Consider the following 20,880-nt stretch of genomic DNA (forward strand, 5'->3'; position numbering starts at 1 on the left):
GCGCGAAGCCACTACAACAGAGAGCGGCCCGGCGGCATACCAATCTGGTATGCCGCCGGGCCGCTCTCTGTTGTATCCTATTTCTACAAAATACCCTTCGCGAAGTTAAGTACGCCGCCCAGCTGATTGCGCACGGCGGGCTCGGCGGCGGCACCAGCGCCACCGCTTAGGCTACTTACCCCCGACAGCGCACCGCTGATGAGCGAACCGCCCGTGCTGGCGGCATCACCACCAAGGCTGGGCAGACCACCCTTCAGCAGGTTCAGGCCACCCGTGAGCGCCCCCGCCGAGCTAAGCAGGCTACCCCCGCCACCCAGCAGGTTGCTGATCTGGTTGGCACCGAGAGCCATTTTCACCAGCGAAACAGCTTTGCTGATCACCGCTCCTTTCACCAGGCCGCTTTGCACACCAGGAATCAGTTTACGCAAATTACCGGCCTGGTTCATGAGTTTCCCCTTGAAATCGCCTTTACTGGTGGCGGCCTGCGCTTCGGCGGCATCGGCACCAGCTTTCAGCGCACTGGCAGCGGCACTTTTGTCGCCCTTATCGCTGGCAGCCACGGCCTGATCAAGCGTGGTGGCGGCCGAATCGGCGGGGGTGGCCACAGTAGTCATGGCTATAGTGGTCGATATTGGGGCCGTGGCGCTGGCGGGCATGGTGGCAGTCGGTGCAGGCACCGGGGCGGTTGTAGCAGCTGGGGCCGGCATAGACGCTGGTTTAGGAGGCACAGTGGTGGGTGCTTTGGGCACCGAACCGGGCAATTGAGCATAAGCCGTACCTGTAAGGAGCAATGCCAGCACGGTTACGGGATGAATAAACTGATTGTAGGTCATAGACAAGATGGTTTGTGCAACGATATTGCCGAAAGGTTTTGGCAATACCTACCGCGTAGAGACAATTTAACCGCGTTTTAGTAACGCAACCTACATGAATATACCCACCTTACTTAGTGCACTTTTAGTTATCGGTACTACGGCTATGGCCCAATCCACTCCCCCCACCGACCGACTGTATGTTGGCACTTACTCCACCCGGGGCAGCGAGGGCATTTATGTGGTGGAGCTGAACCGACAAACGGGCGAACTGCGGCAGACGGGGTCAGCGAAAAATGACCTGAATCCGTCGTTTCTGGCCCTGCACCCCACCAAGCGGTTTTTGTATGCAGGCAACGAAGGCAGCAAGGGCCTTAACGCCGTGGCAGCCTACGCAATCAATGCCAAAACGGGCAACCTAACCCTACTGAACCAGCAACCCGCCCAAGGCGGCGGTCCGTGCTACATCAGCCTCGACAAAACGGGCAAGCTCGCCTTCACAGCGGCCTATGGGGGCGGGGCATTTAACGCCTTTGCCGTAGAAGCCGACGGCAAGATTGGCCCTTCGGTAAAAGCCGAGATGTACCACGGCAGCAACGCGGCCAATCCCCGTCAGGATGCCCCCCATGCCCATTCGGCTACGGTTTCGCCCGACGGCAAGACGGTCTACGTTTGCGATCTAGGCAATGACCGGGTATATCAGTACGCGATTGATGCCTCCTCGAAAACACCCGTAACGCCGCTTAATCCTGCTTTTGTGACGGTCAAAGCCGAGTCTGGCCCGCGCCACATGGCTATCAGCGCCAACGGCAAGTTTGCGTACCTGGTTGAAGAGCTTAGCTCGTCGGTGGCCACCTTTAGCCGCAACACCAAAACGGGCAATCTGACGCTGCTTCAGGACGGTGTGCAGACCCTGCCAGTTAGCTTTACGGGCAGGAGTAAAAACACCTCCGCCGACATTCACCTCGACCCGTCGGGCCGTTTTCTATACCAGTCGAACCGGGGGCTGGATGCGCTTTCGGTGCTGCAAGTGGAAGCCGACGGTAAGCTGACCTTGCTGGGCCACACACCCACGGGCGGCAAAACGCCCCGCAACTTCTGGATGGATCCCCGCGGCGAATTCATCATTGTGGCCAACCAAATGACCGACAACCTGGTTTCGTTCCGCCGCGATGCCAAAACGGGCCTGCTCACCCCCACCGGCCACGAACTTAAAATTCCTTCCCCTGTCTGTGTTATTTCAGGGCAGTAAACTCAACCCCCTCATGTTCAAATTACTCCCCCTTATTGCCCTTACCGGCCTGCTCATCAGCGCCGCACCTACTAAGAAAGTAACCCTGTTCAACGGCAAAGACCTGACGGGCTGGAAGATCTACGGCACCGAGAAATGGTACGTCGACGGTGGCGAGCTGGTGTGCGAAAGTGGCCCCGACAAACAGTACGGCTACCTGGCTACGGAGGCTCCTTACAAAAACTTCGACCTGTCGCTGCAATTCAAGCAGGAAGCCAACGGCAACAGCGGCGTGTTTTTCCGGTCGAGTATAGAAGGCACCAAAATCAGCGGCTGGCAGGTGGAAGTGGCCCCCAAAGACCATGACACGGGCGGCATCTACGAATCGTATGGCCGGGGCTGGCTGGAGCAGATTCCGCCCGAAAAAGAGACCATCCTGAAACCCGGCGAGTGGAACACGCTCCGCATCCGGGTAGAAGGCGACCACGTGCAGACGTTCCTCAACAAGCAGCCGATGGTGGATATGCACGACGCCAAAATCGGGGCCGCCAACGGCTCCATCGCCCTGCAAATCCACGACGGCGGCGGTATCAAAGTCCGCTGGCGCAAGCTGGTACTGAAGGAGTTATAGCCAAGAGCAGAGAGCCAAGAGGTAAGAGTCAAGAAGCAAGAAAGGGGCTGACGCGAGCATACTTGTGCGTCAGCCCCTTTCTTGCTTCTTGACTCTTACCTCTTGGCTCTCTGCTCTTGGCTATTTCAAATCAACATACGACATCGTGTGGACCTCGTCGGCTTTGGTGTTGACGAAGTGTTTTTCGGGCTTGTCGAAGTTGGAGATGTAAAGGCGCTTGCCTTTGAGGAGTACCTCAGCGGGTTGGTCGAGGCGACCGTCGTGGCCATCGGTGTCCCCATTTTGGGCCAGGGTGGCCACAGTGCCGTTAGTCAGGTTGACCGTCATGATCGCGTTTTCGCGTGAGTTGCAGAGATACATGGTGTTGGTGGTCCGGTCAATGATAAGGCCATCCACGCAGGGCACGGGCTTGCTCACGGTCAATTTCTCATTGCTAGCCAACGAGCCGTCGGGCTTCAGGGTCAACTTGTAGAGTGTGCCATCGCCGAACGAGCCGGTGTAGAAATTTCCTTTTTCGTCGTAATCCAACCCGTCGGCTCCATTGGTGACACCCGTTTCGTTGACGGTTGTTTTAAACGTAGCCAACACGTGCGGGTCCATGCTGTTGGGCTTCAGTTTGATCTCACCCTTATTGAGATCGGCCAGTTTGAAGTGAAATACGGCGCTACCCAGGTCGTCGCCGGGGCTGCTGTTCCACTTACTGTCGGTAACGTAGATCGTGTTGCCGCGCCACACCACCGCGTTCGACAAACCGAAGCCCGTAACGACCGGCGTGACAGCCCCCACTTTGCCATTTTTCATCTCGATCCGCATCAGCCGTGACTTGAAGTCCTTGCTGTTTTCGTACTGATTGTCTGCATAGTACAGATTGCCGTCGGGGCCAAAGGCCAGGTCCATGGGGCAGGCGTGTTTGGTGTCGGGGTGGGCGGGCAGGCTGCTCACAAACTGCGCCGAGTCGCCCACGATCTTGGCCAGTACACCCGGATAGGTGTTGTTGGCCAGATTGGGTATCGACAGATAGACGGTGCCATCGGGAGCCAGGACCAGGCCGTCGGGGGTGTTATACTTGGCGGGCAGCGTAGTCATCAGCACCGGCGACCCCACTGTGGGCACAGTGCTGTCTGTAGCCGAGGCGGCCGAATCGGCGGTTTGCGCGGTCCCGTTAGTGGCCGTATCGGTTTTTTGGGTTTGCTGGCAAGCCGCCAGTCCGCCGGCGAGCAGGCCGAGCGAGATCAGATAACGAATCATGTTGTACGTTGAGGTTTGTTTACCACCACCTAAACCGCGTCGTTGCCGCTTTGTTGAAAAGGCTTTTCGGCGGCTTTTTTGTGACATCAGGTCTGGTATGCTGGTCAATAATAAGGTGGCTGACCAGCAACCGGCTGATAACTAGTTAAACTACTTAGTCTTTTTGGCTGCATTTTTGCCCTACCATTACTGTTGGTAGTGGTTACCACGCTGTCATTGTTCATACCCTATACACGCTTATATGAGTACCCCCTTACAACGTTTTTTTGCGAGTCTGCTTTATTTAGTTGTCGTTGCCTGTAAGCCCATAGATCCACAACCAGATACTATTTTGAGTAGCGCCACCAAAGTTGGCTTTTATACAAATGCGGCCCTCAAAAGCCTTAAATCTTCTAACGACTCGCTGATCTACAGACCGGGTGATTACGAGATAACCGTATATCGACTGGTTTACAAAACAACCCTTGAAGACGGTATTCAGGTAACGGCATCGGGCATCGTATGTGTGCCTAAACAGCTCAGCGTCACGGCAAAGGCCTATCCTCTATTGAGCTTTCAGCACGGAACTGCATTTACCAGTGGCGACGCACTGGCCAACAGTAATCTGGCTGTTGCGGCTTTTTCGTACCCCCTCCTCTACGCCACCTACGGCTATATTGTGGCTTGCCCCGACTACATCGGCTACGGCGAAGCCCGGCGGCAATTACCACACCGGTATGAGCACCGCCAAACGCTGGCGCAAGCTACGGTAGACATGCTCCTAGCTACGCAGGAATTTATGGCGAATGAAGGCATTAAGTCTACACCACAGACATTCCTGACGGGCTATTCGGAAGGAGGCTATGCCAGCCTGGCAGCGCAGAAACTGATCGAAGAAAAGTATGCCGACAAGATTAACCTGGCCGGGTCGAGTTGCGGGGCGGGGCCTTATGCTATGTCGGCATTTTTTGACTACGTCACCCACAAGCCAACCGTGGGCGGGGTAGCTAACCAGATTTACGCCTGGCAAACGCTGTCGTACAACAGCATCTACAACGTCAACAAGCCGATCAGCTATTATTTCAAATCGCCCTACGCTGAGCAAATTGGCGTCTCGCTGGACAACGCCCGCAGGATTACCGTCAGCTTCGACAAAATCTGCACTGACGAGTTCCGCGCTGACGTGCAAAATAATTCCTCAGTCTTTGGTAAGGCGCTGGCCGACAATGACCTTCTAAGCTGGAGCACACAGACACCTACGCGCCTGATTCACAGCCAGCAAGACGAGATTATTCCGTACCTGACCACGCAGCAGGTCTACAACGCCCTCACCAAAAATGGCTCGAAAAAGCTGAACCTGGTCTCCTTCAAAACCGGCTACCACATCCCCATCGACGTTATCGCCCTCCGCCGGTCGCTGGAGTGGTTTCAAAGCCTGAGGGAGTGAAGGGATTTACGAATGACGATGTACGATGTACGATTTATTGCTGACGCGAGAGTATGCTGGCGTCAGCAATAAATCGTACATCGTACATCGTCATTCGTAAATCCTTTCATCCCGAAATAACCGTTCCCAGCAGGCGGGCGATTTCTACGTCCACCCGCTTGAAATGCATATAGTCGGCCATGAGGCGGTCCGATTCGTCGGCATCGGTGGTGATGCGGATTTGCTGGAGCAGGTCGTGCATTCGGGCTTCGGCCAAGAGCTTTTTCAGGCGCAGGATATTCCCATAGGCGGCTTCGGCCAATACGCCCGTGTCTTCTTCCGATGGTACGAAGATCTTGTGCTTTTCTTCCCAGTTTTCGCTGATTTCGTAGCGCTGCGTAGTGAGACTAATAGCCTCATACTGAAACGAATTGGCTTGTTCGGTAGGCAGGTCTACCCGCTGATGCATGAAATCGTCGGCCATCAGAACCCGGCCCTGACTAAACGAGTCGCGGAATAGGGTTAGCAGTTGGCCATATGGTTCGTGCTGAAAATCGATGTCGTTCAGTTCGCTCAGGATATAGTGGCACAGCGACACGCCCGGTTCCAGTTCGCGGGCACCATAGTTCATCAATAACCGAATACATTCTTCTTCCTGGTAAGCTAGCGGAGGTCGATTTTCGCTACCTGCTGGACGTTGGACGTTGGACGCTGGACGTTGGACTTCGCCTGGGGCAGGGTCAATGCCGGCTTCGTCAAGAAGGTCGTTGAAGAAGTCGTCGGGCGGACCGTCGGAAAAATCGGGGGGGCCAAAGCTGGAGGAGGCCGACGAGCCTGATTGGGGGGCCGGGCGGTTGCGGGCGTCACGCTCCTGCTGGCGGTCGTGTTCTTTTATCTGCTGATCGCGCTGTTTGCGGATGAGGCGGTTGCTTTCCGAAATCAGCGTTTGCTCATCTACCTTCAGTTGGCGGGCTGTGGTTTGGAAAAACACCTGCCGCTTAATGGGGTCGGGAATGCGCGAAATACTGCCCACGATCTCGCTGATGACCTCGGCGCGTTTGAACGGATTGTCGCCCGCGTCTTTGAGCAGGTTGTCGGTTTTAAACGTGATGAAGTCATGTGCGTTTTGCTTGATAAACGCTTTGAAGGCCTCGGCACCCACTTTTCGCACGAAACTGTCGGGGTCGTCGCCGTCGGGGAACATCACCACGCTCACGTTCAGGCCCTCTTCCAGCACCATGTCAAGTCCGCGCAGAGCCGCTTTCACGCCCGCCGCGTCGCCGTCATACAGGATCGTGACGTTGGGCGTAAACCGGCTGATGAGCCGAATCTGCTCTATCGTGAGCGACGTACCCGACGAGGCCACCACGTTTTTGATACCCGCCTGATGCAGCGAAATCACGTCGGTATACCCTTCCGTTAAATAACAGACGTCTTCCTGCCGAATGGTTTGCTTTGCCTGGAAGATGCCGTATAGCACCTGACTTTTGTGATAAACGTCCGTTTCCGGCGAGTTGAGGTACTTGGGTGCCTTGGGGTCGGCTTTCAGAATCCGCGCCCCGAAGGCAATCACCCGCCCCGACACGTTGTGGATCGGGAACATGACCCGCCCCCGAAACCGGTCGAAGGTTTTTCCCGACTCTTCGCGCACAATGGTTAGCCCGGCCTTGCTCAGCACGGTGGGGTTGTAGCCTTTTTTGGTGGCATCGGTGAGCAGGGCATCCCATTGGTCGGGGCTGTAGCCCAGTTCAAACGCGGCGAGGGTGGGGTCTGAAAAGCCCCGCTCGCGGAAATAGCTCAGGCCAATACCACGCCCTTCGTCGGTTTGGAGCAGGTTTTCCTGGAAAAACGTTTTAGCGTAGTTGAGGGCAATGTAAAGGCTCTCGCGCTCGGTTTGGCGGTTTTGCTCTTCGGGCGTGACCTCCTGTTCGGCAATTTCGATGTTGTACTTCTTGGCCAGGTACCGCAATGCCTCGCCATAGCCGAGGTTCTCGACGTCCATCACAAACCGCACGGGGTCGCCCGCCTTGCCGCAGCCAAAGCACTTATAAATCTGCCGGGCGGGGTTGACGTTGAAGGAGGGCGTTTTCTCGTTGTGAAACGGGCAACAGGCAATGTAATTGGACCCCCGCCGCTTCAACGACACAAAATCGCCCACCACCTCCAAAATATCGGCTGCCTGCCGAATCCGCTCTACAGTGTCCTCTGGAATACGCATAGACAAAGATAAAGAAGGAGTGGCAGTGGGCAGGTTATACCAACTCCCCCTTCAAATACAACTGCACCTGCCCGGAGATGTCGACACGGTGGCCGGTGGGGGTATCGTGGAGTTTGCAGCGTAGGTAACCGCCGCGTCTGGACAGCTGACGGGCGGTCAACTCTGTTTTGCTCAGCCGCTCGCCCCAGTAGGGTGCTAGGGTGGTGTGGGCCGAACCCGTTACGGGGTCTTCGTCGATGCCCGACTGCGGCCCGAAAAACCGCGATACAAAATCGACGTCGGTGCCGGGGGCGGTCACGATGACGCCCCGTGCCGGTACGTTGGCCAACTCCCGGAAATCGGGGGTAAGGGCCTCCACATCGGCCTGGGTGGCATAAACAACCATAAAATCGGTTTTGCCGCGGTGTACTTCCAGCGGTTTGGGGCCACCTAGCCCGGCCATCAGCGCGGGGGGTTGGACAGAGGCTTTCAGCAGCACGTCGGCGGGGAAATCGAGTGTCAGCCAGCCGGCCTCGCCCCGACATACCCGCAGTGGCCCACTCCTTGAGTCGAGGGTGATATGGTCGGCTGACGGCTTGTCTTCCAGGAAAAAGATCACGTAGCCCGTGGCCAGGGTAGCATGGCCGCAAAGGTCTACTTCTACCGTGGGCGTAAACCAGCGGATGTGGTAACCGGCCTCGGTGCGGCGGTAGAAGGCTGTTTCGGCCAGGTTATTTTCGGTGGCAATAGCCTGCATCTGCGCGTCGGGGAGCCAGGCGTCCAGGTGGGTGAGGGGCACCACGGCGGCGGGATTGCCCGCGTAAAGCTGGTCAGTAAAGGCGTCGAGCTGGTAGATTGTCAAGGGAGTAGAAGCAGTCATCGGAAGGAAACAGAAAGGGTTTGAACCGTAGGATTAAGTTGTTGCATGGCCGGGTTGTTCGACAAAAATTCGCTGTCGCCCATGACAGTGTCGTATAACTTATTCTCTGCCTCATAAAAAGCGGCATCGAACCCGAATATGAGCGAGAGATACGACTTTTTGTCGGCAGCCTGAAGTTTGCCGCCTTCCCAACCCGCCGTGGTGCCGCCGTAGTCCCAGCCGAACCCATAGAGCTTAAAGGGCTTGCCGTTGGCTTTTTCTACGTCGCGCAGGGTGGTGCCAATTTTTATAAAGTCAGGGGTGCTGTCGGTAGGGCTATCAGACGACCTGATTGTCCATTGTATTTCCTTACCCGCCGTGCCGGGCCGAAGTTGGTTATTGTCGTCGTAGGCAGGCCGGATAAACACAATTTCAGGGCGGGCGAAGGCCTGTTTATCTTTCCACAGAATCTGGATCTGGTCGGCTGTGTTCTTAAATACGGTGGTGCCAATTTCGAATTCGCCCTCGCCCATATAGACCGTGTCGCGCACCACCAGCTTCGCCCCATATAGGCTTTTCAGGCTGGCCTCGGTCGAGTTGGCGCGCACGGGTCCGGCCTGCTGACCGGGAATAATGACAAAGTTATCGGGCGATTCCTGAGGCTTGTCGACGGGGGCATCGGGCACGCTGGCGGGTATTTTGGGCTTTTGGGCCTCCTGAGGACTATTCTTCCGGGATTGACAAGCCCAAAGCACCACCGACAAGGTAAAAAGGGTAAAGGTTGGTTTCATTTTGAGAGAAGCAAGAGGTGAGAAACAAGACACGAGAGACAAGAAACGAGAATGGGAAGCTACTCAAACGTCTTGTTTCTTGTTTCTTTCTTCTCGCTTCTTGCCTCTCACCTCTTGCTTCTACCTGTCTACAAAACAGCCTCGCGGAAGGGTTTAATGTCGATTTTATCCCAGACGCCGCGCTGAATGTAGGGTTCATTGGCCTGCCAGTTGCGGAGTTGCTCGTCGGTCTCGAAATTGAAGAGCATCATTGAGCCAATCATCTGATTGTCAGTGTTTAGTAGTGCGCCAGCCAGAATAAGCTGACCACCGGCTTTCAGGCGGGCAGCCCCGGCAAGGTGGTCGGCACGGACGGCCATGCGGCGGCTAAGAGCGTCAGAATCGGTATGGTCGTAGGCATGAACGAGGTACTGCATAGGGCGTTAAGGCATGGGTTGGCTGGCAAGATACTATTTTGGCCGGATGAAGTATCGCGGGTAGCCGTAAATGGCGCTACTTGTGATAAAGCTGTATCACATAGCTTTGTAGCCTATGAAACACCTCTTCGTTAGTTTGTTGTTGCTGACCGCAGCGCCTGTCCTGAGTCAAACCACCACATCGCCCGCGCTCACCATCGAGACCATCATGCAGGACCCCAAAGGCTGGGTCGGCACGGCACCGTCGGGCGTGTTTTGGGGCGACGACTCAAAGACGATCTATTTCAACTGGAATCCGGCCAGTGCCAGTGCGGCTGCTTCGGGCGAAAAAGCGCTGGGTGATTCACTCTACAAAATCAGCCTGACGGGCAACCGTACGCCCGTGAAAGTATCCATTGCCGAACGGCGCCTGCTGCCCACCGGCGATCAGGGCAACCCCCTTTACAACCGCGCCCGGTCCCTTCGGCTTTACGAAAAATACGGCGATCTCTACCTGCTCGACCGGCCGACGGGGCGCATTCGGACCCTCACCAACACCGTTGAGCGCGAAAGCAACCCCATTTTTTCGGGCGACGAAACGGCCGTGCTCTACACCCGCGCCAGTAACCTCTACCGCCTCGACCTGACCACGGGCCTGGTTGATCAGCTTACCAACTTCGATCCCGCTGCCAAAAAGCCAGACCCCAAAGCGAATGACCAGGAATCGTGGCTGCGCAAAGACCAGCTGGCCCTGTTTGATGTGCTCCGGCTGCGGAAAGCCAAACGCGAACAGGCCGAACGTAGCACCAAATCGGAAGCCCCGCGCCGCCCCAAAACCATCTACACCGACGGGCGCACCGTAACCAACGCCAGCCTCAGCCCCGACGGCCGCGTGGTGACATACGCCCTGATGAAGGCCCCCACGGGTGCCAAAACCACCATTGTGCCCAACTACATGGCCGAATCGGGTTATACGGAAGATCTGCCCGCCCGCACCAAAGTAGGCGCACCGCTGGCCGCTATGGAACTGATGGTGTATGATATTGCCCGCGATACCGCCTTGACCGTGAGCCTGGCCAATCTGCCCGGCATCACCGACAAACCCGATTTTCTGATGCCCGCCGCCGTTACCAGCGCCTCGGCCACGGTGGCGGGGCAAGTGTCGGCAGCCACCAGCGAAAAGGTCGCCGGAGCTATTAACGCGAAAGACACCACGCAGCGGGTTTCGGTCAAAAAAGCCCCTGTGGCGGCCAACCGGGCTGTTTTTGTGAGTGCGCCGGTCTGGGCTGAAGGTGCCAGTGCCCATTACGCCGTGCTGGTGGTGCGGGCCGTCGACAACAAAGACCGCTGGATCATGCTGCTCGATACCGAAAAACCCACCGCGCTCAAACTCCTGGACCGGCAGCGCGACGAGGCCTGGGTGGGTGGTCCGGGTATTGGTGGGGGTGGGGGCGCAGGTACGCTCGGCTGGCTCGACGCGCAAACGATCTATTTCCAGTCGGAGGCCGACGGCTATTCGCATCTGTATACGATGAACGTGCTGACGGGTGAGAAGAAGCAGCTAACAAAGGGCAAATTTGAAGTGCAGCAGGTGGTGCTGTCGGTCAATAAGCAAACGTTTTACCTCACCACCAACGAAACCCACCCCGGCGAACAGCACCTCTACCGCATGGCCGTAACTGGAGGGGAGCGCACCAAAATCACGACAATGACCGGGGCTAACGAGGCCACCCTTTCGCCCGACGAAACCCAGATTGCCTTCCGCTATTCGGCCAGCAACAAGCCGTGGGAGCTGTTTTTAATTAAGAATGAAGAATTAAGAATGAAGAATCCGGCTGGTAAGAGAGGTCGGATACAAGCCTCACTTGCTGGCGGGGGAACGGGGCCTGTTCAGCTCACGATCAGTACGACGGAGGCGTTTCGGGCGTATAGGTGGCGGGAGCCGGAGGTGCTGACCATACCCGCCCGCGACGGCGAACTGATCTACGCCCGGCTCTATAAACCAGCGGCCGATGCGCCTGTGACGGGTGGGAACCGAGTAACGGGCAAGGCCGTCATTTTTGTGCATGGGGCGGGGTATTTGCAGAACGCGCACAAGTGGTGGAGCCAGTACTACCGCGAATATATGTTTCATAACCTACTGGTAGACAAGGGCTACACTGTGCTTGATATCGATTATCGGGCGTCGGCGGGGTACGGGCGCAACTGGCGCACGGGCATCTACCGGTACATGGGAGGCAAAGACCTCACCGACCACGTCGACGCCGCCGACTGGCTGGTGAAAACGCAGGGTGTGGATGCCAAACGGATAGGCATATACGGCGGGTCGTATGGCGGGTTTATCACGCTCATGGCCATGTTCACTACGCCCGACGTATTCAAGGTCGGTGCCGCCCTCCGCCCCGTAACGGATTGGGCCGCCTACAACCACGGCTATACCAGCAACATCCTCAACGAACCCTTCGCCGACACGCTTGCCTACCGCCGGTCGTCGCCGATTTACCACGCCGCCGGGTTGAAAAATCACCTGCTCATCTGCCACGGCATGGTCGACGTGAACGTTCATTTTCAGGATGCCGTGCGCCTCACGCAGCGCCTTATCGAACTGAAAAAAGAAAATTGGGAGCTAGCTCCTTACCCCGTCGAAGACCACGGTTTTATAGAACCCACCAGCTGGATGGACGAGTACAAACGCATCCTGAAGCTATTCGAAGAGCGATTATAACTCTGTATATTTACGAGCTATGCCAACCGTTTTGCTAATTAATGGGTATCGGTTTTTCTTCTACATGAACGAGCACGAGCCTATTCATATCCATGTTAGTAAAGCTGGTAATGAAGCCCGTTTCGACTTGCTACCAGTCATTGATATGACTCATTGCCGTGGCTTTAAGCGAAATGAAATTCGAGAAATCGTCAACATCATCATAGACCGTTATGAGCATTTCATCGATGCCTGGAAGCAAACCTTTGGTTAGTAATCGTCTTCAAGATCTGCTGGAAGCAGAGGAAAGCGAACCTGTTTCGATAATGAAAGATGAGTTTGACCAGCTCATTGACCGTGAGCAACTGCGCATTATCAAAGTGTTGTGGGTACGTGAGTTGGATCTGTTTCTATTTGTGCTGTCAAACCGGCGTATTATAACGCAGCCCCTGTCATTGTTTCCTACGCTGCAACTAGCTTCTGATGAGCAGTTAAGTGACTACATAATAACAGCAACTGGTGTTCATTGGCCTGGCCTGGACGCTGACCTGAGCCTTCGTGGGTTGCTTATGCAGGAAGTAGTAAAGCCTACTGCTATTATATTTTGAGTATGGTTTTGTGGAACCCACCAGTTGGATAAACAAGTACAAACGCGTTCTGAAGCTACTTGAGGATCGATTGTGATTGTGCAATATTGTGCATATTTCATATATTGTACGCAAATCTGTACAAATGACATAAAATCTGTACAAATGACATCAAGTCTGTGCAAATGCGCGCAAATCTGTGCAAATGGCACCAAATTTATGTCCGATAATATGCACTATATTGCACATTGGTAGATATATCTGCAAAAACACTTGGATAGCAAATTCTTGACTACTCTTGATCTTGGTACCGTAATAATTAGTCGGCGAAGAAGGGTCGGTATTCGTCAGGCTGACCTTGCTGTTTTGGCAGACGTCAGCCTCCGTACGCTGATTGCCATTGAGCGGGGAACGGCAAACCCGTCTTTTGAGACCTTGTCAAAAATCGCTGACGTATTGGGCATGGAACTAACCCTTGTCATGAAATCATGAGAAGCGCAACGGTTCTATTATATAATACCGCTGTTGGGCAACTCCGCGAAGAAGCAACTGGCTACTCATTTTGTTACAGTGCGCAGTTTCTGACAACGCCCGGTGTACGCCCAATCAGCCTCACACTCCCACTAGCTACGGCAGTTTATTTGTCACCCTATTTATTTCCGTTTTTTGTCGGTTTGCTACCCGAAGGCTATAACCGGTCGGTGCAATGTCGCTTGTTGAAGATTGACGAAAACGACGATTTTAGTCTCCTATTAGCCGTTGCCCATACCGATACTATCGGAGCGGTTCGGGTGGTGGCCAATGATCCACCTGAGTTATGAACCTAACGGTATGTCCTTCTCTATTGCTGCCCAACCTCCGCACCTACAGCCCGAAGGCGCGGAAGCTGCTTTTTGATGGCGTAAACGTAAGTCATACGCTCCCCTTGCTACGCAGGGAGATCCGACGAGGTATACTTCTGTCAACCGGGCAACGTGTGCCGCGACTGTCTATTTCGGGCGTTCAGGAGAAATATGGTTTGGTCCGTCAGGAAACCGTATTACGCTTGCCGACCGGCAACGAACAGACCCAATACATCCTGAAACCCGTTCCGATTGATTTAGATAATCCAACCGATGTGCCCGCCAATGAGCACCTGACCATGCAACTGGCGAGTCAGGTGTATGGTATAGTAACGGCAGCGAATGGCCTGATTTTCTTTGCTGATGGCGAAGTAGCCTTACTGGTCCGGCGATTCGACATCACTGCTGACGGCAGCAAACGGCGGCAGGAAGACTTTGCGTCATTATCGGGCCGGACGAGACAGTTGGCGGGGCCTGATTTTAAGTATGAGGGTAGTTATGAACAGATAGCGCGATTGATTCATCAATACCTGCCCGCTGCCCGCGTCGAGATTGAAAAACTCTTCCGGCTGGTGTTGTTCAACTACCTATTCTCTAACGGCGACGCACATCTAAAAAACTTTTCCATCCTCGAAACCACCGATGGTGATTTCCTGCTCAGTCCCGCCTACGACCTCATCAACACCAGCCTGCACGTACATGACTCAGACATGGCCCTGAAAGACGGCCTCTTTGCTGACGACTATACGATGCCGGGCAGCGAAGTTTATGGCTATCATATCTTCGATGATTTTCTGGATTTTGGCCTGCGCATTGGCATGATGGAAAAGCGCATCCGGCAGCAGATGGCTCCGTTTCAGCAGGATCAGCCACTTGTACGTGCCCTGATTGGGCGGTCATTTCTGAGCGAAGACGGTAAAACAACTTATTTAGCCAGCTATGAATCGCGATTGAAGCGGCTGAGTTATTCGTTTGACAAACGGCTTTAATAGCATTTAACGGTCTTATAATTCCATTTTGCCAACAATCTTGGCGGGCGTCAGTTTATAGCCTACAGTTGACTTATCCCGTCGGCTACACAACGACTATGAAAAAGACCCTTTTGATGCTGGCCGTAGTGACCGCTACCTTCACGGCTGCCCAGGCGCAGGACGTGAAAGAAAATGCCAAAGCAACGGGCCGTTCGGCGAAGAAAACGATGAACGCGGCCGGTGATAAAGTTGACCGCGAGGCCACTGAAGCCAAGCAGGACGTGAAACAGGAAACCCGCGAGGCAAAACAGGACGTAAAACGCGCCGCCCGCAAAACTAAGCGCACCGTGAAACGCACGGCCCGCAAGGTGACCAACTAATGTTGGGGCGAGCGAAATACGCATAGTGTAGAAAGGCCAGATGCTGCGGTATCTGGCCTTTTTTCGTGAAAAACCGAACACACGCCAACCAACCCGATGGCCTGTGCGTTGACCGGTAACGAGTTCGCCCGTTTATTTGTACCCATGACGCAACCACATACCATCCTGCTCTTCGGCATCACCCGCGACCTGGTGGGGCAAAATCGGGTGGCCGTGCAGCTGCCCGCCAATAGCCGCGTGGCCGATCTGATGACTACCCTCCATGAGCAATACCCCGCTTTGGCTGGCATTCAGTCTATCCTGGTGGCTGTCAACAGCGAATACGCCGACACCGATCAGCTACTCAACCCATCCGACGAAATCGCCCTCATTCCCCCCGTCAGCGGAGGGTAATTACAGTATGCAGCTTTATGATTTTTCTGACCCAAGACCCTATCGATTTCAACGCGGCTTACCAGCATATTCAGGCGGGGGAGGCCGGGGCTATCAATTTTTTCTTTGGCGTGGTACGCAACAACACCCAGGAAAAATCGGTCGAACTGCTTGACTATGAGGCGTATGGGCCAATGGCTGTACGCGAAATGCAGAAGATTGCCGACGAGGCCTGCCGCCGCTGGCCGGTGCTAAAGTACATCATCATTCACCGCACCGGCACGCTCTACATCGGCGACATGGCCGTGCTCATTGGTGTCTCGACTCCCCACCGGGGCGACTCGTTCGAGGCCACGCGCTACATCATCGACACGATTAAACAGACTGTGCCCATCTGGAAAAAAGAACGCTTCAACGACGGCGACGTTTGGGTGAATGCAACACCGTGATAGTGTGCAGTTAAGATCACTATACGGTGGACACTGAAGGATAGGGGTTGGGGTACGTACTGTTTTTGACAAACGACTTTATCAATATGGCTAAGAACGTACTTGGTGGCAATCTGGGGTGTTGCTGCACGCAGCCCATGACGGGCTTTTATCGCGACGGGTTTTGCCGTACTGACGAACAGGACCAGGGGCGGCACGTAGTCTGCGCTATCATGACCGAACCGTTTCTTCAGTTTACGCGGTCGCAGGGCAACGACCTCTCTACCCCCCGGCCCGAATACCAGTTTCCCGGCCTGAAACCCGGCGACCGCTGGTGCCTCTGTGCCCTCCGCTGGCAGGAAGCCCACGATGCCGGAGTAGCACCACCTGTACTGCTGGCCAGCACCCACGAACGGGCACTCCACTACATCGCCCTGGATGACCTCCGCAAGCTGGCGTTTGAAGAATAACCTTAATAGACCAGCATAAGCCGGTTTTGCGTTGTTTTCGGCACACTTGCCTTGCCGGGCTGTTGCCGGATGTAGTCGATCTGCCAATGATACACCGCAGCGGGGCAGGGTTGGTGCCGGTAGGTGCCATCCCAGCTGAACGGCAGGCTGTTGGTGCGAAAAATAAGCTCGCCCCAGCGATTGTAGACCCGAAGTGCTGTCATCGTGATGTCGCCGCACGCCACGGGCGCAAAAACATCATTCAGCCCGTCGGCGTTGGGCGAGAAGGCGTCGGGGGCGTAGATCGTGCACGAGCAGCCACTGTAATCTACGGTTACTGAATCGACTAAGGTGGCGCAGTCATTCGTAACCGCCGCCCGGAACACCCCCGATGTGCTTACGGTCCGCTGGTTATCTGTGAAGGCGTCGAGCCACCGGAACACGCCGGCCGCGTAGGTGGGCTGTATGGTGTAGGTTTCGGCACCGCAGAGTTGTTTATCAGGCCCCAGGCTTAGTTGGGGCGGCGCCACGTAGCGGACCTGTATGGTGTCCTTAACGGTGCAACTGCCCTGGCTAACCTGCACAGTATAACGGCCGCTTTGGCCTACCTCGTAATTTTTCTGCTGGCTACCGTCCTGCCACCGGCCAACGGTGGGCAGGCGTAAGGTCAGCGTGGCACCCGTACAGAGGGTGGTGTCGGGGCCAAGGCTGAAATCGAGTTGGTATTTCACCGTAATTGTATCGCGCAGCACCTTGCAGGGGGTCACCACCTCTACCCAGTAGGTGCCGGGTTTAGCCACCAGCAGGGTAGGGGCGGTGCTGCCCGTGTTCCATTTGTAGGTGGTGGCACCCGGCGTTTTGGCGTTTAGCAAGTAAGTACTTCTTCGGCCACAGAGGGTGGTGTCGCGGCCCAGGTCGAGTCGGACGGGCAAGAGCGATACATCGTCGATAAACAGGTAATAGTAGCCCAGCGTAACGGGCAATTCCACAAAGTTGCCGATGGTCAGGTAGCTTTCGCCGCCTTTGGCCGTGTAGCAGCCGCCTACCTTTTCCCAGCTGTAGCGCTTTGTAAGCCGTTGCGGGCTGTTGTCGATCACCTGCGGTTTTTCGCCCGTGAGGAGCAGGTCTTTTTGAGTGGCGGTAATGAGGGATTGCGGCGACAAATAGGCCCCAAACGAGCCAACCGGGTACCGATTGGGCGTTGGCGAGCTTACGTACATATCGAGTTGGTAGGTCTCGCCTGCGTCGAGAGGTTGTTTGAGGGGCGTGGCCAGGTATTCGGCCCAGCCGGCGTCCATAAACAGGCGGGCCAACCCCTGCCCGGAGTGGGGCGGCAGCTCAATCTGATCGGTTGGAAAACAGGTATGATAAAAGTCGGGTGTGGCCTTATTGGGGTTGTACCAGGGGCGGGCTTCCGACAGCAGGTTGTCCTGGCGGGGGCAATGGTCAAACAGCTCGAATCCGCCGTTGGGAATCAGCTCCTGACCATGTGCAGCCACGGGCAGCAGAAAGGCGAAAAACGTGATGCCACAAAGCGCGTAGTTGATCATGATTACTGACGGGTAAGTAAGCAGCTGACTAAGTCTATCTACCTATGCAGGCTGGTAGCCTCGAAACCAACCGTTGACAGGTTTATGGGGTCATCGTACGGTCGGAAGCTGTATCTTTACTTACCGTCGTAACTGAAAACATACATGTCTGCTTTGTCTGCTACCGCCCCACCACCGCTCTCTGTGTCTACTACCGACGTTCCCGCTGACCTGCTTCGTGCCATTGTTGAACATACAGCGTCGGCCAATTCGCTCTGGCAACCGGTGTTTGATGAGGCTGGTGAACTGGTCGATTTCAGGTATGTGTTTATCAACCCTGCCGCCGCCAATTACCTCAAGCGCGACAACGACAGCCTGGCGGGGCAACTGGTGAGCGAAATTGTTTCTCAGTTTAAGGAGTCAGGGCAGTTTGCCATCTTCGCCAACGTCTTCACCAGCCATACCCCCTTCCGGCGCGAGATGATGCACCCGGTGATGCATCGCTGGCTCGATATTTCGGCCTCGCGGGTGGGCAATCACCTGCTGATGTCGTTCTATGATATTCACGACATTCACCTGGCTGCCGAACGCACCAAGGCTCAAACCGAACTGCTGCAACTGGTGGTCGATCATGCACCGTCGGGTATGATGCTGCTCGAAGCAATTCGGGATGCTGAAGGTGAAATCAAGGATTTTAAGTACTTGATCACCAACGAATTAAACGCAAAGGTTACGGGTTTTACCGTCGAACAGATGACGGGGCGGCCCATTTCGTCGTTGTTTCCCGGCTATCAATCTCTCGACTTGTTTTCGGTGTTGGTGCAGGTGACCAACACTGGCGAGACCGTACAGAACACGTTTACATATGACCGTTACGGGGTAAAAGGCACTTTCGATGGCTACTACCTGAAACAGGGCGACGGTGTCTTGTTTACGTTTGTGAACGTGACGCGCCTGGCCGAGCAGCAAAAGCAACTCGAAACCATGAACCGCGACTTGGCCCGCAGCAATGAAAGCCTGCAACAGTTTGCCTATGTGGCCAGCCACGATTTGCAGGAGCCACTACGCAAGGTGCAGTCGTTCGGGAAAATGCTGGCCGATCAGTTTACCGAGCCGCTTGGCCCCGTGGGTACCGACCTCGTGAACCGGATGCAGTCGTCGGCCCAACGCATGTCGGCGCTAATTCATGACCTGCTCAACTACGCCCGCCTGTCGACCGATAAAGAGGCTTTGCGGACTGTGAAGCTGGATTTGGTTATGCAGGAGGCCCTGGCCGACCTCGACCTGCGCATTCAGGAAACCCGCCCCACTATTCAGATAGATCCCATGCCCGTGGTGACAGGGTCGGCTACGCAGTTGCGGCAGTTATTTCAGAACCTGCTCAGCAACGCCCTTAAGTTTCAGGCACCCAACAACCCGCCTATGGTGGCTGTGCGCTGCCAGCCCGCCAACCCCGATCACTTACCTGACGATCTGCCCCGCGACAAAGCATATTGGCAGATTGAGGTGCAGGACAATGGCATTGGCTTCAGCCAGCAATATGCTGACCGTATTTTCGAGGTCTTCCAGCGCCTGCATGGCAAAAACAAATACACTGGCACCGGTGTAGGCCTGGCCATTTGTCGACGCGTAACGGAAACCCACGGGGGTGGTATCTCGGTCATGAGCGAACCCGGCAAAGGCTCGACGTTTTCGGTCTACCTGCCGAAAGGGTGAACAAGTGACTGGTGAAAGAGCGAAAGAGTGGCTGTTTGGTAGCTACCCTCCCAACCAATTATGACGCTGACCTACCGACTGGCCACCGAAGCCGACTTACCCGCCATAATCCAACTCCTGGCCGACGATGCGCTGGGTACTACCCGCGAAGCCTTCCAACTACCCCTACCAGAGAGTTATCAACAGGCGTTCCGGGTTATCCACACCGATCCCCAACAGGAACTGACGGTAGTGGAACAGGAGGGCGAGATTGTGGGCACGTTTCAACTCACGTTCATTCAATACCTCACCTACCAGGGCGGCATCCGGGCGCAGATGGAGGCCGTGCGCGTGAAGGCAACCGCGCGGGGGCAGGGCCTGGGTACGGCCATTTTCCGGTATGCCATCAACCGGGCCAAAGAGCGCGGAGCACACCTGATACAACTCACCACCGACAAAAAACGCCCCGACGCCCTCCGCTTCTACGAGTCGCTGGGGTTTGTTGCCTCACACGAAGGCATGAAGCTGCATTTGACATAAAAAAACCGGAAGCAAGGCCCCCGGTCTTTTTTGCGACACCAATATGAATTGAACTATTTAAGACCTAAAGAGAAGGAGATTGAATAGCACGACGAAAGTACGGTGGCAGTGTTACCCCCGTGTTATGGTCAGATTACGGCTTGGTTACGATCTGCCGTTATATGCTCAGCGCACCGGCGCACCCTGCTCTTGGCGGGGCTTTTGGTAGGGCAGGGCCGCGTACTTTTTGTTAATGGCACTGAGCCTGATCTGTTGCGCCATGAGTACCTGCTTAGCGGGTACAAACGGGGCGAATGTGGCGTGTTCGATTACAGGGGGCTTGGCGGCTGTGCCCTCCGTGGTGCGTTGCAGTGCCTTAGCCAGTGTGTCGTAGGCGAAGTAATATTTGGCCTCAGTCATGCATTGTTTCTGCCCACCACCACACGCTTTATCATAAACGTAGTCGTGGATTTCGGCCAGTTTGTTATTGATGAAGTGGTATTGCATCACCTCCATCTTGGTGGTGCCGGTGATAATCTCTTCCCGGAGCTTCACCAGCAGGGTGGTGTCGCCATGTTCAAACCATTTTTGTAACGTGACGAGGTTGCCCGGCTTTGGTTCGTACACTTTCCGCTTCATCTTGATGTCGAGTCGCCGGTCAAACTGGCCAATAACCTGATCAATTGAATCGGAAAGTGGGCGTGGCGCGGCCACCTGCGGCTGTTCGGGCGTTTGGGGGGCTTTTTTGCCTGTGCAGGCGGCTAGCGTAGTGGCCATGCAGAGGCCGTAAAGGAAGTACTTCATAAGGGCAAAATTACGCTGGAATACAAAAAAG

The 20,880-nt window shown here is 55.4% G+C and carries 23 protein-coding genes; 15 read left to right on the forward strand and 8 right to left on the reverse strand.

All coding sequences use genetic code 11. The features are described 5' to 3' along the window. Positions 1–83: 83 nt before the first annotated feature. Positions 84–833: a hypothetical protein gene (locus J2I48_RS23770; RefSeq protein WP_207338013.1), complete on the reverse strand. Its 750-nt coding sequence runs from the start codon at positions 831–833 to the stop codon at positions 84–86. A gap of 145 nt (positions 834–978) precedes the next feature. Between J2I48_RS23770 and J2I48_RS23775 the strand changes: the two genes are divergently transcribed. After that, positions 979–2,064, forward strand: coding sequence for a lactonase family protein (locus J2I48_RS23775; RefSeq protein ID WP_229376731.1), 1,086 nt, complete (start codon positions 979–981; stop codon positions 2,062–2,064). Between the two features lie 13 nt (positions 2,065–2,077). Further along, positions 2,078–2,674 (forward strand): 3-keto-disaccharide hydrolase, encoded by a 597-nt coding sequence (locus J2I48_RS23780; RefSeq protein ID WP_207338015.1) that lies wholly within the window; start codon positions 2,078–2,080, stop codon positions 2,672–2,674. 120 nt (positions 2,675–2,794) lie between these two features. Here J2I48_RS23780 and J2I48_RS23785 read toward each other — a convergent pair whose 3' ends face one another. After that, positions 2,795–3,922 (reverse strand): SMP-30/gluconolactonase/LRE family protein, encoded by a 1,128-nt coding sequence (locus tag J2I48_RS23785; RefSeq protein WP_207338016.1) that lies wholly within the window; start codon positions 3,920–3,922, stop codon positions 2,795–2,797. Between the two features lie 331 nt (positions 3,923–4,253). Between J2I48_RS23785 and J2I48_RS23790 the strand changes: the two genes are divergently transcribed. Further along, the gene (locus J2I48_RS23790) at positions 4,254–5,348 is read left to right on the forward strand and encodes a lipase family protein (protein WP_229376733.1); all 1,095 of its coding nucleotides are present in this window, start codon (positions 4,254–4,256) and stop codon (positions 5,346–5,348) included. 106 nt (positions 5,349–5,454) lie between these two features. Here J2I48_RS23790 and dnaG read toward each other — a convergent pair whose 3' ends face one another. The 4 genes from dnaG to J2I48_RS23810 form a co-directional block, all read right to left on the reverse strand. Continuing rightward, positions 5,455–7,545 (reverse strand): DNA primase, encoded by a 2,091-nt coding sequence (dnaG, locus tag J2I48_RS23795; RefSeq protein WP_207338018.1) that lies wholly within the window; start codon positions 7,543–7,545, stop codon positions 5,455–5,457. A 34-nt stretch (positions 7,546–7,579) separates the two neighbouring features. Continuing rightward, positions 7,580–8,404 carry a PhzF family protein gene (locus J2I48_RS23800; protein WP_229376736.1) on the reverse strand — a complete coding sequence of 275 codons (825 nt, stop codon included), beginning with the start codon at positions 8,402–8,404 and terminating at the stop codon, positions 7,580–7,582. Then, positions 8,401–9,174: a hypothetical protein gene (locus tag J2I48_RS23805; RefSeq protein ID WP_207338019.1), complete on the reverse strand. Its 774-nt coding sequence runs from the start codon at positions 9,172–9,174 to the stop codon at positions 8,401–8,403. Before J2I48_RS23805 ends, J2I48_RS23800 begins: the two co-directional genes overlap by 4 nt. Positions 9,175–9,302: 128 nt before the next feature. Beyond that, positions 9,303–9,590 carry a YciI family protein gene (locus tag J2I48_RS23810; RefSeq protein WP_207338020.1) on the reverse strand — a complete coding sequence of 96 codons (288 nt, stop codon included), beginning with the start codon at positions 9,588–9,590 and terminating at the stop codon, positions 9,303–9,305. A 115-nt stretch (positions 9,591–9,705) separates the two neighbouring features. Between J2I48_RS23810 and J2I48_RS23815 the strand changes: the two genes are divergently transcribed. The 10 genes from J2I48_RS23815 to J2I48_RS23860 all read left to right on the forward strand — a co-directional run bounded on the left by J2I48_RS23815 (position 9,706) and on the right by J2I48_RS23860 (position 16,323). Further along, positions 9,706–12,294 carry a S9 family peptidase gene (locus J2I48_RS23815; RefSeq protein WP_207338021.1) on the forward strand — a complete coding sequence of 863 codons (2,589 nt, stop codon included), beginning with the start codon at positions 9,706–9,708 and terminating at the stop codon, positions 12,292–12,294. Positions 12,295–12,358: 64 nt separating this feature from the next. Beyond that, entirely contained in the window at positions 12,359–12,547 is a 189-nt protein-coding gene (locus J2I48_RS23820; protein ID WP_229376738.1) for a DUF4160 domain-containing protein, read from the forward strand. Then, a complete protein-coding gene (locus J2I48_RS23825) occupies positions 12,507–12,881 on the forward strand; it encodes a DUF2442 domain-containing protein (protein WP_229376740.1) in 375 nt (124 codons plus the stop codon). The genes J2I48_RS23820 and J2I48_RS23825 overlap by 41 nt, the downstream gene beginning before the upstream one ends. A gap of 267 nt (positions 12,882–13,148) precedes the next feature. Continuing rightward, a complete protein-coding gene (locus J2I48_RS23830; RefSeq protein ID WP_207338072.1) occupies positions 13,149–13,352 on the forward strand; it encodes a helix-turn-helix transcriptional regulator in 204 nt (67 codons plus the stop codon). After that, positions 13,349–13,681, forward strand: coding sequence for a HipA N-terminal domain-containing protein (locus J2I48_RS23835; protein ID WP_207338023.1), 333 nt, complete (start codon positions 13,349–13,351; stop codon positions 13,679–13,681). The genes J2I48_RS23830 and J2I48_RS23835 overlap by 4 nt, the downstream gene beginning before the upstream one ends. Beyond that, on the forward strand, positions 13,678–14,691 hold the full coding sequence (locus J2I48_RS23840) for a type II toxin-antitoxin system HipA family toxin (protein WP_207338024.1): 1,014 nt from the start codon (positions 13,678–13,680) through the stop codon (positions 14,689–14,691). The genes J2I48_RS23835 and J2I48_RS23840 overlap by 4 nt, the downstream gene beginning before the upstream one ends. 98 nt (positions 14,692–14,789) lie before the next feature. Continuing rightward, complete coding sequence (locus tag J2I48_RS23845) at positions 14,790–15,053, forward strand: hypothetical protein (RefSeq protein ID WP_207338025.1); 264 nt, start codon at positions 14,790–14,792, stop codon at positions 15,051–15,053. A gap of 144 nt (positions 15,054–15,197) precedes the next feature. After that, a complete protein-coding gene (moaD, locus tag J2I48_RS23850) occupies positions 15,198–15,446 on the forward strand; it encodes a molybdopterin converting factor subunit 1 (RefSeq protein ID WP_207338026.1) in 249 nt (82 codons plus the stop codon). 17 nt (positions 15,447–15,463) lie between these two features. Continuing rightward, positions 15,464–15,874 carry a molybdenum cofactor biosynthesis protein MoaE gene (locus tag J2I48_RS23855; RefSeq protein WP_207338027.1) on the forward strand — a complete coding sequence of 137 codons (411 nt, stop codon included), beginning with the start codon at positions 15,464–15,466 and terminating at the stop codon, positions 15,872–15,874. An 86-nt stretch (positions 15,875–15,960) separates the two neighbouring features. Further along, on the forward strand, positions 15,961–16,323 hold the full coding sequence (locus tag J2I48_RS23860) for a DUF2237 family protein (protein ID WP_207338028.1): 363 nt from the start codon (positions 15,961–15,963) through the stop codon (positions 16,321–16,323). Positions 16,324–16,325: 2 nt separating this feature from the next. Here the strand turns inward: J2I48_RS23860 and J2I48_RS23865 are convergent, their stop codons facing one another. Next, entirely contained in the window at positions 16,326–17,852 is a 1,527-nt protein-coding gene (locus J2I48_RS23865) for a T9SS type B sorting domain-containing protein (RefSeq protein WP_207338029.1), read from the reverse strand. Positions 17,853–17,996: 144 nt separating this feature from the next. Between J2I48_RS23865 and J2I48_RS23870 the strand changes: the two genes are divergently transcribed. Both J2I48_RS23870 and J2I48_RS23875 read left to right on the forward strand, forming a co-directional pair. Next, positions 17,997–19,547 (forward strand): sensor histidine kinase, encoded by a 1,551-nt coding sequence (locus tag J2I48_RS23870; RefSeq protein WP_207338030.1) that lies wholly within the window; start codon positions 17,997–17,999, stop codon positions 19,545–19,547. Between the two features lie 60 nt (positions 19,548–19,607). Then, on the forward strand, positions 19,608–20,066 hold the full coding sequence (locus J2I48_RS23875; protein WP_207338031.1) for a GNAT family N-acetyltransferase: 459 nt from the start codon (positions 19,608–19,610) through the stop codon (positions 20,064–20,066). Between the two features lie 165 nt (positions 20,067–20,231). On the opposite strand, the gene J2I48_RS23880 is transcribed toward J2I48_RS23875, so the two are convergent. Next, positions 20,232–20,849, reverse strand: a complete 618-nt coding sequence (locus J2I48_RS23880; RefSeq protein ID WP_207338032.1) for a hypothetical protein — start codon at positions 20,847–20,849, stop codon at positions 20,232–20,234. Between the last annotated feature and the right edge of the window lie 31 nt (positions 20,850–20,880).

It is taken from the genome of Fibrella aquatilis (assembly GCF_017353255.1).
Lineage (GTDB): Bacteria > Bacteroidota > Bacteroidia > Cytophagales > Spirosomataceae > Fibrella > Fibrella aquatilis.